The sequence below is a fragment of the Caballeronia sp. LjRoot34 genome, assembly GCF_964253815.1.
Lineage (GTDB): Bacteria > Pseudomonadota > Gammaproteobacteria > Burkholderiales > Burkholderiaceae > Caballeronia.
Map to the genome: position 1 here is coordinate 1,594,446 of NZ_CAXUSB020000002.1, position 12,800 is coordinate 1,607,245.

The following is a 12,800-nucleotide window of genomic DNA, read 5'->3' on the forward strand; positions in this document are numbered from 1 at the left end:
CCCCTGCCCGTTCCCTCAAAATTCCGCATTAAGATCGACGTCCTTGGTCTCGCGCAGAAAAAACAGCGCGACCACGAATGACCCGATGATCCAGGCCATCGGATACCACAATCCAAAATAGATATTGCCCTTCTGTGCCGACAGCGCAAACGAGAACGTAGGCAGAAGTCCGCCAATCCAGCCGCTTGCGAAGTGATACGGAAAAGACATCGATGTATAGCGGATTCGCGTGGGAAACAGTTCCACCAGGGCAGGCGCGGTCGGCACCAGCGTGAGCGCCATGTAAGCCAGCAAGACCACCAGCAGCATGAACACCATCGGCTTGTTGAACGACGCCGGATCCGCCTTCTGCGGATAGCGTGCCGCATCGAGCGCGCTCCTGAGCGAGGTGTTGAACGCAACCGCCCTGGCGCCTGCCTGCGCCTTGTCCAGGCCCTTCGCATCGTAAGACTGCACGCTCGAGCCACCGATATGAATGGCGGTGGTCTCGCCTGTCCCACCCGAACGGATCTCGTAGCTTACGCCCGCCGCCGAGAGCGCCTGCTTGGCGATGTCGCAGGAACTCGTGAAGTGGCGGGAGCCAACCGGATTGAACATGAACGAACACTCGGCGGGATCCGCGTCGATGACGATCGGTGCGCTCGACTGCGCGCTTGCAAGCGCCGGGTTCGCGTACTGCGTCATCGCCTTGAAAATCGGGAACAGCGTCACTGCGGTGAGCAGGAAGCCGATCAACAATACCGGCTTGCGCCCGAACCGGTCGCAAAGCCATCCGGCCCCGAGAAACATGGGAATGCAGGTAAGCGTGGCGAGCGTCACCACGATGTTGGCTTCCTGCGGATCGACCTTCAAGGTCTGGGTAAGGAAGAAGGTGGGATAGAGCACCGCAGTGTAGTACACACAGGTCATGCCGCCGCAGATGGCGAACAACGCGACCAGCAGCCGCTTGATGTTGGCCCATTCGAGAAAGGTTTCACTAAGCGGCGCGCGCGACAGGCGGCTCTCGCTCTTGAGCAGTTCGAATGCAGGCGACTCGTGCATGTTCAGCCGTATCCTCACGGAGATCAGCAGCAGCACGATCGAGAAAATGAACGGGATGCGCCAGCCCCAGGCGTCGAAGTGATCTCCCGTCAGCCAGCGCACGAGCAGGATGACCGCGAAGGACAGCAACAAGCCGACGGTGCCTGTCGACGAGATCCATGATGTGTTAAGCCCGCGCCGGTTCCTTGGCGAGTGTTCGGCCACGTAGGTCGCGGCGCCGCCGTATTCTCCGCCGAGCGCCGTTCCCTGCAGCATGCGCAAGGCGATGAGCAGGATCGGTGCGAAGATGCCGATGGAATCGTAGCCGGGCAGGCAGCCGACGCCTACCGTCGCTACGCCCATGATGATAACGGTGACAAGGAAGGTCTTCTTGCGGCCGATCCTGTCGCCGACGCGGCCGAACACCACCGCACCGAACGGCCGCATGATGAAGCCGACGCCAAAGGTCAGCAGCGCGAAAATGAACCCGGTGGTTGGATCCACGCCCGCGAAGAACTTCTTCGCGATCACCGTGGCAAGTGACCCGTACAGCGTGAAGTCGTACCACTCGAACACCGTGCCGATGGATGCGGCGGCGATCACCCGCATCGTCGATTGCGTGACCGGCACGACACCCGGCGCGATAGCGGCAGGAGGCGTATGCGCCGTTTCCGAGCGTGTCGAATTCATTGTTATCTCCGTCTTTTTATGGGTTGAACGCTGGCGGCGGGTGCCTACATCGTCACGATTTGCCGGATGGCGGTGCCCTGTTGCAACCGGTCCATGCCAAGGTTGATGTCATCGAGCGGCAGCCGATGCGTGACGAGACGATCGATGGGCAACCGGCCCCGCCGATAAAGTTCGATGTAGCGTGGCAGGTCGCGCACAGGCACGCTGCTGCCCATGTAGCTGCCGCGCACGGTCTTCTCTTCGCCCACCAGCGACACGGCAGAAATCGACAACATGGCGTGCGGGGCGGGCAATCCCGCCGTGACCAGTTGGCCGCCGCGTCGCGTGATCTTGTAGCCAAGCTCGAGCGCGCTCGCGGCGCCCGCCATCTCCAGCACCACGTCCACACCGCCGTGGGTGGCGTCGCGGATCGCATCGGCCACGCCCTCCTGCTTCGCGTTGAAGGTGTCGGTTGCACCGAGCGAGCGGGCTATCTCGAGCTTGCTGTCGTTGGTATCGATGGCGACCACGCGTTCCGCGCCAGCAGCAAGCGCGCCGAGCACGGCGGCGAGGCCCACGCCGCCCATGCCGATCACCGCCACGCTCGACCCAAGCTGGATACGAGCCGAGTTCACCGCGGCACCCACGCCCGTGAGCACGGCGCAGCCGAACAGCGCGGCTTCGTCGAGGGCGATGTCGGGCGAGACCTTGACCAGAGAATGGCGCGATACGGTGGCGTATTCCGCGAATCCGGAAATGCCGGAATGGTGATTGACCGCGGCGCCGCCTAGCGAAAGCCGGCGGCCGCCGCCAAGCAGCGTTCCGGCCGCGCCCGCCGCCGCGCCCGGTTCGCACAATGCCGGCCTGCCCTCCGCGCAAGGCAGGCAATGGCCGCAACTCGCCACGAACACCGAGACCACGTGATCGCCCTTCGCCAGATCATGCACATGCGGCCCGATTTCCTCGACGACGCCCGCGGACTCGTGACCGAGCACCATCGGCAGCGGCCGCGGTCTCAAGCCTTCGATCACGGACAGGTCCGAATGGCAGATACCGGCTGCGGCAATCCGGACGAGAACCTCGCCCGGGCCGGGAGGGGCGAGTTCGACTTCCTCGATCCGCAGCGGCTTGCTGTCGACATAGGGTCCGGGCAGCCCGGATTGCTCGAGTACCGCAGCGCGAATCTTCATGTCTCGTTTTACCGTGTCTGTTTGGTGCGTGTTTACCGGATTTTTAATATTCGATATTATTGTAGGACAATCCGACTGAATGATCATCTAGGTATTTGCACTAGCACAGCATGTGGTCGAGGTGATCCGCGCTGCGTTTCGCCGAGTGTTGCAAGCGATACCAGCGCGGCGCAGCGACGAGCCCGTTAGCGGGTGCATGTCTTGTCGCTGCAGGCACAACAAAACACATGCCTTCCTGCACGAGAGGCAGGAAGGCCGATGCGTCTCAGCTGGAGCCTTGTTCGGACAGCGTCAGGCCTGCGATCGTCTCGCTGAACCTTGCCATTTCGGTGTGGTCTCGGCCTTGTCCAAGGTTTTTCGCCGCGCCCGCCCACAACTCACGGCACAAGGCTGAAAATGGCGCCGCGACGCCTCCGTCATGAGCCACTTCGAGTGCAATGCCAAGATCCTTGGCCATGAGGTCGAGTCCGAAATTGCTATTGAACGCGCGGGAGAGCACGAATTGCCGGAATTTCTTCTGTGTGCTGTTGTTCATCCCCGTCGACGCATTCAGGACGTCGACCATCTTTCCCGCGTCCAACCCGAACTGACTGCCGATGATGAGCGCCTCCACGCCAATCAGAAATCCACCCGCCGATACGAGGTTGTTCAGCGCTTTCATCGCCTGTCCCGCCCCGATGGCACCGACTTCGGTGATGGTCGTTCCCATCGCGCGCAACAAGGGCATGGCTCGCTGGAGCGCGTCCGCCGATCCGCCAGTCATGATTGCCAGTTCGCCCGTCTTCGCGCGCGACACACCACCGGAGACCGGCGCATCGATCATCATGATCCCATCGCTTTCCAGACTTGCGGCCAAAGCTTGCGTCATGCTGGGAATGCCGGATGTCATGTCGATCAGAAGCGCGTGACTCGCCAGCACCGCACGAACCGGCGTCACCACGTCCACCACATGCTTGCTGGTCGGCAGCATGGTGATGACGGCATCGGCGGACTCGGCCGCCTGCTCCAGAGTCTGCGCTGCCTCGCCGCCGACATCGGCGGCAAAGCGGGTCGCGCGCTCGGGCGTGACGTCATACACCGAGACGCGAAAGCCCGCGGCAACCAGACGGGCGGCCATCGGCCAGCCCATGTTGCCGATGCCCAGGAAGGCAATCTTCTTAAACGTATCGCTGCTCATTACAACGCCCCTTCCTTGACGAGTACCTCATGTGCCGCCTTGAATGCGCCCAGGCCTGAAGGGATGCCTGCATAGGCGGTAGCGTGCAGCAAGGCCGCCTTGATCTCTTCGACGCTGACGCCGTTGTTCAACGCGCCTTTCACGTGCAGCTTCAATTCGTCCGTATGGCCCGAGATGGTGAGCATGGCAAGATTCATCAGGCTGCGGGTCTTGCGGTCGAGCGTGTCGTCGCCCCATGCCCATCCCCAGGCCCAGGCCGTCGTAGCACGCTGAAAGGACATCATGAAGGGGTCGGCTCTTTGCATCGACGCGTCGACATACTCGGCGCCCAGCACGGCACGGCGAATGGGCATACCTTTATCGAAGAGCGCGCTATCATCGGACATAGTTTGGATTCCTTGTTTCATCGGTTGGGTTGGAGGTATCGACCTGTTCCAGAGAACGGCCGGTGGTACGGGGACCAATCGCGGCAACAATTGCGGCAACGACCAGCCAGCACGCGGATATATAGGCAAAGACGCTCATATAGCCGACGCTCACGTATAGGAAGCTGATAATGAAAGGGCCGATGACATTGGTCAGCCGGCCAAGCCCGTAGCAAAGACCCGCGCCCGCGGAGCGCAAATGCGTGGGATAGGACTCGGGCGTGTAGATGTAAAGCGTCGCATTCATCAACTGGATGGTGATGATGACCAGCGCGCCGAAGACGACGATAAAACCGGCCGAAGGGGCGAGACCGTAAGCCACACCGGCAATCGCAATAACGACGGCATCGACAGCGACGATCCACTTGCGTTCGAACCGCTCGATCAGGAAGGTGCCGAGCCAGGCGCCGAGCGGGTTGCAAATGGCGATCAGGCTGGAGTACTCGAGCGACTTGGTAATCGTGAATCCGTGTTGCACCAGCAACGTGGGCACCCAGGAGACGAAGCCATAGAAGCCGAGTGTCTGGAAAATCCACGCCAGCGACAGCCCGACTGTCCTGCGACGGTACTCGGGATCGAACAACTGTCCGTAGGAAAACTTGGGCTCGGGCGTCATCGTCAAAGGTGCGACCGCGCCAGGCGGTTCCATGCCTGCTGCCCGTTCAAGTTTCTCGAGCGAGCGCATCGCTTCGTCCACTCGTCCCTGCCCGAGCAACCAGCGTGGCGATTCCATCAACCTGAGCGCGAAGGGGATGGCGAGCAACCCGAAGCTGCCCCATACGAAGATCAGGCGCCAGCCCCAAGGGGCAACCGGAATCAGGAACCTCGCAACCCAGGCTGTGGCCGGAATACCGATCAAGCCGAGTGTAAAGATCAGACTCATGTACTTCCCGCGCAAGCGCGCCGGAAAGAACTCGCTGATGTAGACGTTGGCGATGACCGTCATTCCTGAAAGCCCGATTCCCGTGAGGAATCGGAACACGGCAAGCGACATCACGTTCCACGACAACGCATTGAGAAGCGAGAAGATCGTATAGATCGCAATACTCAGTATGAATGCGGGCTTGCGGCCAAGGCGGTGCGCAAGGACACCACCGCCGGTGCCGCCGATGAACATGCCGCCGAAACTGGTCGCCGTGATCAACGCGACATCACTCACCGGGATATGCCACGCTCCAATGATCGCAGGCGCTGCATAGGCGAACGTGTTCAGATCGGCAAGTTCGAAGAAGTAAGCGAAGCACAAGGCGAAGATTGCCACCCGGTGGAAGCTTGTGATCGGCAGCCGATCCATGCGCTGACTGATGTCGTTCATGTCTCATATCTCGTCGTTATATTTCGTTGGCCCGTCCAGCATCACCAGATCGCCAGATTGTCCGGCAATATGGCATATAGCAGATTGTCCGTCAATCCGCTATTTCGCCTGAAAGGTGGATGTACAATGGCGAAACCCCCACATACGTTTGGACGAAGAATGAGCAGTTCTCTGAAGGTCGTGCCGCAGCCCGTGCGGAAACAAGTGGAGGATGGCCTGCGCGCCGCGATCGTCTCAGGCCGCTTTTTGCCGGGAGATCACTTGCCGGACAGAATGTTGTGCGAGACGTTTGGCACGAGCCGTAGCGTCGTGCGCGAGGCAGTCAGGTTGCTGGAAGCGGAGGGCTTGGTGACGGTTCACGCGAACCGCGGGCCGTTTGTCGCGATGCTGTCTGTCGAGGAAGCGACGGATATCTATGAGGTACGCGCGGCGCTGGAGGCGCTGGCAGGCGAAGGATTCGCCGTGCGCGCAACCGATGCGGAGCGTGCCGAACTGCGCGCGGTGTACAAGGAGTTGCGCGGTATCCGGTCGATGAAGTCGCGCGATGGACTGCTCGATGTGAAGCGCCGCTTCTATGAAATCCTGACACGCGGAAGCCGCAACGCCCTGGCCACCCAGATGCTGGAACGACTGCTGATCCGCAACGCCCAGTTGCGGGCCACTTCCTTGTCCAGCGAGAGTCGGCTGCCGCAGACTGTCAAGGAAATCGGCCGGATTATGGACGCCATCGAAGAAAGGGATGCCGCGGCCACTGGTGCGGCGTGCCGTGCGCACGTTCGTGCTGCGGCGGATGTCGCCCTCCGGATCCTCAGGGAGCGCGATGCCAGGGTGATAAGCGCACAGGAAGGTCCGCAGCCGGCAAGCGCCGCGATCTGACCGGGTGCCTCCATCGTGTTCCGTCCGGTTCTGTTGCTGTAAGCGGGAGGAAACGACAATTATCGAGATGAGGAGTACTGCTTATGACACAAGCGAGTAAAATTTCTGGGCCGCAGACGGCGGGGTCTTGCCGATGATCTTCCTTTTGCCCTCCATCAATCGATAACGCGCACACAAGCGTTTCTGTGCCCTCCAAGCAATGTCCTGCACCGCTTCGGAGGTTCGCTCTGCACGGCGTTGCAGACTGGTCCGACAAGCGACCCGCACCTGTGGGCAACGCTCGCGAGCGCCTCAATAACGGCGTGCGGCTGCGTCGCGCGCGTGCTGCTGCATCTGCGCGCCGCGCGTCACCAGCGCACCTTCTGGCGCGATTTACCGCTCGTACCGCTTCGCGATACCCTGCTCGCCTTGCAATGGCTCGCAGCGTTGTTCGGCTCGCATGTCGTATGGCGCGGCGCACGTGTGCCAATGGCGCAATCTGCATCACAATCCGCATCAGCGAGGCAGCGTACGGTGTTGGCCTCACTGGATGAAGTGGAGACTTCGGATGGCCGATAGAGCGCGAGGCCTGATCACTACGGCGGACGATTTCGGCCTGCATTCACGGTCAACGTGGCGGTCGAGCGAGCGCACCGACACGGCGTGTTGACGGCAGCGAGCCTCATGGTCGGTGCACCTGGCGCAGCGGACGCAATCGCGCGCGCCTACCGTCTGCCGAAATTGCGGGTCGGCCTGCATGTGGTGTTAGCCGATGGGAACGCGATTATGCCGCGCGCGAAAATTCCGGCGTTGCTGGACGAGCATGGCCGCTTTGGCAGCAACATGGCGCGTGATGGCGTGCGATTTTTCTTCTCGAGGCGGGTACGCAGACAATTAGGTCAGGAGATTCGCGTGCAGTTCGACGCGTTTGCGAAGACGGGTTGACGCTCGATCACGTCAACACCCACAAGCATTTTCATTTGCATCCAACGGTGCTCGGGTTGATTCTCGAGATCGGGCCAGACTACGGAATGCGATCGATGCGGTTGCCGTTTGAAATGGGCGCGCCGCTGTGGATGAAACCATGGATCTCGATGGCGCGCGCTCGGCTGTCGCGTGAGGGGATTGCACATAACGACTATGTGGTTGGGATCGCAAGGAGCGGGAATATGGATGAGCCCACATTGCTTGCCGCCATTAAGGCATTGCCGCACGGTGTCGTGGAGATTTATTGTCATCCGGCGATCGACGGTGATCGTCCGTTGAGCGATGGGATGCAGTTTTATCGTCATGAGGATGAATTGCAGGCACTGTTGTCGCCGTGCGTTGCGGCGGCGATCGGCGCTGCTGCCGTCCGTGTTGGCGGATTCTCCGATGTGCTGTGCATGCCGCTATGAAAATTCGATAAGGCATCGCTCGCGTAAGCCGGAAACAATCCGAGCAATTCGGAACGGTACAGTGCCAGACGCCGTATCCAATTTTCGTAGCTAGTTCTTGATCCAGCAGCCCTGAGTTCGAACTCAGGCGCTCTCCGCTAATACCCCAACGTCTTTAATGTTTCCATTGCGCCTAACCGTCTTCCGCGCCGAAGATAACAACTTTGTCACCTTGCGGTCAGTACCGGGTAAAGATCAGTTCGTCACACTAGCCACACGTTTCGACGTCTCCGCTTTCAAAGGCGGCTTATCTTCCGGGAATTTCCAATGTGGATTGTCAGACTGGCCCTGCGCAGGCCCTATACCTTCATTGTGCTTGCGATCCTGCTGTTTATGATCGGACCGCTCGCCATCATGCGTACCCCAACGGATATCTTTCCGGATATCAATATTCCGGTGGTCAGCATTGTCTGGTCGTATAGCGGATTCTCCGCAGAAGACATGGCGAACCGGATTACGTCGAACTATGAACGCGCGCTGACTTCGGATGTTGAAGACATCGAACACATTGAATCGCAGTCGTTGAACGGCGTCTCCGTCATCAAGATATTCTTCCATCCCGGCGCGGACATCAACCGCGCTATTGCCGAAGCCGGCTCGAATTCCGAGTCCATTCTGCGCGTACTGCCACCAGGCACTTTGCCGCCGAACATCATCACCTACAACGCGTCGACCGTCCCCATCCTGCAACTCGGACTATCGAGCAATACGCTGCCTGAGCAAACGCTCTACGACCTGGGCAACAGCTTCATTCGCACGCAGCTTGCCACGGTGCAGGGCGCGGCCGTCCCGCTGCCCTTCGGCGGCAAGATCCGCCAGATCATGATCGACATCGACCCACGCGCATTGCAGGCCAAAGGCTTGTCGCCCAGCGACGTGGTCAATGCCGTCAATGCCCAGAACCTGATCCTGCCCGGTGGCACGGCGAAGATCGGCGCACGCGAATACAACGTGCAGATGAACGGCAGCACGGACAGCGTCGCAGCGCTCAACAACCTGCCGATCAAAACGGTCAAGGGCGGCGTCGTGTACGTACGGGACGTCGCGCAGGTGCGAGACGGGTATGCGCCGCAAACCAACATCGTGCGCAGCGACGGCAAACGCGCCGCGCTGCTCACGGTGGAAAAGACCGGTAGCACGTCGACGCTCACGATCATTGGACAGATCAAGTCCATGCTGCCAAAGATTGCGGCGGGACTACCGAAGGCGCTGCATATCAAGGCGCTTTCGGATCAGTCGGTATTCGTGAAATCGGCCGTCACCGGTGTCGTGCGGGAAGCGTTGATCGCGGCATGCCTGACTGCCCTGATGATCCTGCTGTTCCTCGGCAGCTGGCGCGCAACGCTGATCATTGCCGTCACCATTCCTCTCTCGGTATTGACCTCGCTGATCGCGCTGTCCGCGCTCGGGCAAACCATCAACATCATGACCCTCGGAGGGCTGGCGCTGGCGGTCGGGATCCTGGTCGACGATGCGACGGTTGCGATCGAAAACATCACGCACCATCTGGAACGGGGGGCCTCGCTGCACGACGCCATTCTCAACGGATCGGGAGAAATCGCGGTACCGACCTTCGTCTCAACGCTCTCTATCTGCATCGTGTTCGTGCCAATGTTCCTGCTCTCAGGCGTCGCGCGATATCTGTTTGTACCGCTGGCTGAAGCCGTTGTCTTTGCAATGTGCGCATCCTACTTCTTCTCGCGCACGCTGATCCCGACACTCGCGATGTACCTGTTGAAAATGCCCTCGAAAGACCGCAAGCCAGCACGCGGACCATTCGCTTTCCTGATGCAATTCCAGGCTGCGTTCGAGCGTCGTTTCGAAGCATTGCGCCACGGCTATAAGGCAACGCTCAACCGCGCCATTGAAAGCCGCCGCCGCTTCCTGCTGGTGTTCATGCTGCTCTGCGTCGGGTCGTTCGCGCTCGTACCCTTCACAGGCCGCGACTTTTTTCCGGCTGTGGATACGGGTGAGATCCGACTTCACATGCGTGCCCCCACCGGCACCCGGATCGAACAAACGGCGCGTCTTGCGGACGAGGTCGAAGCGAAGATCCGAACAGTCATTCCAAAGTCGGACGAAGCCGCATTGCTCGATAACATTGGCGTTCCGGTAAGCGGCATCAACCTGACCTATGACTCGTCAGCGCCGGTCGGATCGGAAGACGCAGACATCATGATCACGCTGAAAAAAGGGCATGCGCCTACGGCGGACTATGTCACGAAATTGCGCAACGTGCTAACTGCGTCGTTCCCTGGCACGACCTTCGCGTTCCTCCCGGCGGATATCGTCAGCCAGATCCTGAACTTCGGCCTACCCGCGCCAATAGACATCCAGATCGTCGGCAACAAGCTCGAACAGAACCGCGTGGTGGCGAACAACTTGCTGGCGAAGCTGAGAACGGTGCGCGGTCTCGTCGATGCCCGGATTCAGCAGCCCGGAGACGAGCCCGCGATCAACATCAACGTAGATCGGACCAAGGCGATGCAAGCCGGCCTCACGCAACGTGACGTTGCGCAAAACCTGCTGATCGCGCTATCGGGCAGTTCGCAGACAACGCCTAACTTCTGGCTCGATCCGAAGAACGGCGTGAGTTATCCGTTGATGACTGAAGTGCCGCAATACGACATCCATTCGCTGCAGACGCTGGCGAATGTACCCCTGACGAAGGGCGCAGCGTCCTCCTCGCCACAAAGCCTGTTGGGTTCATTGGGCACGATGTCGCGCGGCACCCAACAGGCCGTGATCTCGCATTACAACGTGCAGCCCGTGCTCGATATCTTCGCTTCAGCGCAAGGACGCGACCTGGGCGGCGTGGCGTCGGACGTGACCCGGCTCGTGGACCAGGCACAGGCACAGTTACCCGCCGGCTCGTCGATCGTCATCCGCGGCCAGGTGCAGTCGATGAACGAATCGTTCAGCGGCCTGGGACTCGGACTCGTATTCGCCATCGCGCTGGTCTATCTGTTGATGGTCGTGAACTTCCAGTCATGGATCGACCCGCTGATCATCATCAGCGGCTTGCCTGCGTCACTGGCGGGTATCGCGTGGATGCTCTTCGCCACGCACACCACGCTGAGCGTACCGGCGCTCACAGGGACCATCCTGTGCATCGGCATTGCAACGGCCAACAGCATTCTTGTCATCAACACCGCACGCGAGATGCTGCAAGGCGGTGCGCCTCCGCTGACCGCTGCGCTCGAGGCCGGCTTCAACCGCTTCCGGCCCGTGCTGATGACCGCGCTCGCGATGTTGATCGGCATGTTGCCGATGGCGCTCGGACTGGGTGACGGTGGTGAACAGAATGCACCGCTTGGGCGTGCCGTGATCGGTGGCCTGGCGATCGGCACGGTTTCCACCCTTCTGTTTGTCCCGGTCGTATTCGGCATGGTCCACGCTTGGATCGAAAAGCGCCGCATGAAAAAAGCGGTGTCGGCACAAACCATTCCGGCCATTCAGTGACTGCCTTTAAACGAGCAAAGACTATGAACCATCGTAACGACCTGCACGAACCAGCGCCGCTGGCTGATAAGACGCCCGACAAGCCTGCCATCCGGAGACGCTTCATGATGCCGCTGGCATTCGGCGCCGTTGCTGCCGCGTTGCTTGTGGTTGGCATCGTTCCGCGACTGCAGGCCAGCACCGCGCTGACCTCGCAAGCCGCCGCGCAACATGCGCTTAGCGTCTCGGTTATCAAGCCGCGCAATGCGCCTGCGGTCCAGGAACTCCTGCTGCCCGGCTCGGTGATGCCCTACGCCGATGCCTCGATCTATGCCCGCACGAGCGGTTATCTCGAGCACTGGTACACCGATATTGGCGCCAGGGTGAAAACAGGGCAAACGCTGGCTGTCATCCAGACACCGGAGCTCGATGCACAGCTTCAGCAGGCTCGTGCCGACGTGGCGACGGCGCAGGCTAACTTCAACTACGCAAAAGTCAGCGCGCAACGCTGGCAGGACATGCTGAAGACGCAGTCAGTCTCGCAACAGGACACCGACACGAAGGTCAGCGACATGGAAGCGAAGCGCGCCATGCTGCAGTCCGCCCAGGCCAATGTGCAACGTCTCTCAGAGCTTGTGTCGTACGAGAAGGTGAGCGCGCCCTTCGACGGCGTGGTGACGGCGCGCAACGTTGATGTGGGTGCGCTCGTCACTGCGGGCGGTTCGCCAGGGCTGGCCGCCATGCCCGGTGAACTCTTTCATGTGGAGCAGACGGACACGTTGCGGGTGTTCGCCGACGTTCCGCAAAACGATGCGCCGTATGTCACGCCTGGCACCGAGGTGTATCTGAGTGTGCAGCAATATCCGGGCAGGCGTTTCGCCGCGAAAGTCGCACGCAGTGCCGGCGCGATCGATCCGGTCAGTCGCACGATGCACGTCGAAGTCGATGTCGACAACCGCGACGGCGCGCTGCTGCCCGGCGCGTATGCACAGGTGCATCTGGCACTGCAGAACGCCAACCCCGCACTCGACCTGCCGGTGAGCGCGCTCCTGTTCAGACCCAATGGCGTGACCGTCGCGGTGGTCGACAGTAGCGGTAAGACCGCGCTCAAGACGGTCAGTATCGGGCGGGATTTCGGCACCCACGTGGAAGTCACAACCGGACTCACAGCGACCGACCGCGTGATCGACAACCCGGGGGACGCTATCAGCCCGGGCGAGCCGGTGCAGATAGCGTCCGCTTCCTGAGGATCCTGCTCATGCCGCTCATGCC

9 protein-coding genes and 1 pseudogene are annotated in these 12,800 nt (G+C 60.8%); 5 read left to right on the forward strand and 5 right to left on the reverse strand.

Going from position 1 to position 12,800, the window contains the following annotated elements:
• Window positions 1–15 precede the first annotated feature (15 nt).
• From ACSQ36_RS26755 to ACSQ36_RS26775, 5 genes are all read right to left on the reverse strand, one after another.
• Complete coding sequence (locus ACSQ36_RS26755) at window positions 16–1,629, reverse strand: MFS transporter (protein ID WP_255631603.1); 1,614 nt, start codon at window positions 1,627–1,629, stop codon at window positions 16–18.
• Window positions 1,630–1,754: 125 nt separating this feature from the next.
• Complete coding sequence (locus ACSQ36_RS26760) at window positions 1,755–2,879, reverse strand: zinc-dependent alcohol dehydrogenase family protein (RefSeq protein ID WP_436184292.1); 1,125 nt, start codon at window positions 2,877–2,879, stop codon at window positions 1,755–1,757.
• Window positions 2,880–3,144: 265 nt separating this feature from the next.
• A complete protein-coding gene (locus ACSQ36_RS26765; protein WP_436184293.1) occupies window positions 3,145–4,056 on the reverse strand; it encodes an NAD(P)-dependent oxidoreductase in 912 nt (303 codons plus the stop codon).
• Entirely contained in the window at window positions 4,056–4,442 is a 387-nt protein-coding gene (locus tag ACSQ36_RS26770; RefSeq protein WP_213766908.1) for a carboxymuconolactone decarboxylase family protein, read from the reverse strand. Before ACSQ36_RS26770 ends, ACSQ36_RS26765 begins: the two co-directional genes overlap by 1 nt.
• The gene (locus tag ACSQ36_RS26775) at window positions 4,432–5,796 is read right to left on the reverse strand and encodes an MFS transporter (RefSeq protein ID WP_213766909.1); all 1,365 of its coding nucleotides are present in this window, start codon (window positions 5,794–5,796) and stop codon (window positions 4,432–4,434) included. The genes ACSQ36_RS26770 and ACSQ36_RS26775 overlap by 11 nt, the downstream gene beginning before the upstream one ends.
• A gap of 159 nt (window positions 5,797–5,955) precedes the next feature.
• Between ACSQ36_RS26775 and ACSQ36_RS26780 the strand changes: the two genes are divergently transcribed.
• The 5 genes and pseudogenes from ACSQ36_RS26780 (at window position 5,956) to ACSQ36_RS26800 (ending at window position 12,775) form a co-directional block, all read left to right on the forward strand.
• On the forward strand, window positions 5,956–6,672 hold the full coding sequence (locus tag ACSQ36_RS26780) for a GntR family transcriptional regulator (protein ID WP_436184294.1): 717 nt from the start codon (window positions 5,956–5,958) through the stop codon (window positions 6,670–6,672).
• A 237-nt stretch (window positions 6,673–6,909) separates the two neighbouring features.
• Complete coding sequence (locus ACSQ36_RS26785; RefSeq protein ID WP_436184295.1) at window positions 6,910–7,230, forward strand: hypothetical protein; 321 nt, start codon at window positions 6,910–6,912, stop codon at window positions 7,228–7,230.
• Window positions 7,220–8,048: pseudogene (gene hpnK / locus ACSQ36_RS26790) on the forward strand (hopanoid biosynthesis-associated protein HpnK). Before ACSQ36_RS26785 ends, hpnK begins: the two are co-directional and overlap by 11 nt.
• Before the next feature lie 306 nt (window positions 8,049–8,354).
• Window positions 8,355–11,549 (forward strand): efflux RND transporter permease subunit, encoded by a 3,195-nt coding sequence (locus ACSQ36_RS26795; protein ID WP_436184296.1) that lies wholly within the window; start codon window positions 8,355–8,357, stop codon window positions 11,547–11,549.
• Window positions 11,550–11,572: 23 nt separating this feature from the next.
• A complete protein-coding gene (locus ACSQ36_RS26800) occupies window positions 11,573–12,775 on the forward strand; it encodes an efflux RND transporter periplasmic adaptor subunit (RefSeq protein ID WP_436184297.1) in 1,203 nt (400 codons plus the stop codon).
• Window positions 12,776–12,800 lie beyond the last annotated feature (25 nt).

Coding starts and splice junctions, on each gene's coding strand:
- ACSQ36_RS26755 (WP_255631603.1), bottom strand. CDS start 1,629: ATGCGGGTGATCGCCGCCGCATCCATCGGCACGGTGTTCGAGTGGTAC.
- ACSQ36_RS26760 (WP_436184292.1), bottom strand. CDS start 2,879: ATGAAGATTCGCGCTGCGGTACTCGAGCAATCCGGGCTGCCCGGACCC.
- ACSQ36_RS26765 (WP_436184293.1), bottom strand. CDS start 4,056: ATGAGCAGCGATACGTTTAAGAAGATTGCCTTCCTGGGCATCGGCAAC.
- ACSQ36_RS26770 (WP_213766908.1), bottom strand. CDS start 4,442: ATGTCCGATGATAGCGCGCTCTTCGATAAAGGTATGCCCATTCGCCGT.
- ACSQ36_RS26775 (WP_213766909.1), bottom strand. CDS start 5,796: ATGAACGACATCAGTCAGCGCATGGATCGGCTGCCGATCACAAGCTTC.
- ACSQ36_RS26780 (WP_436184294.1), top strand. CDS start 5,956: ATGAGCAGTTCTCTGAAGGTCGTGCCGCAGCCCGTGCGGAAACAAGTG.
- ACSQ36_RS26795 (WP_436184296.1), top strand. CDS start 8,355: ATGTGGATTGTCAGACTGGCCCTGCGCAGGCCCTATACCTTCATTGTG.
- ACSQ36_RS26800 (WP_436184297.1), top strand. CDS start 11,573: ATGAACCATCGTAACGACCTGCACGAACCAGCGCCGCTGGCTGATAAG.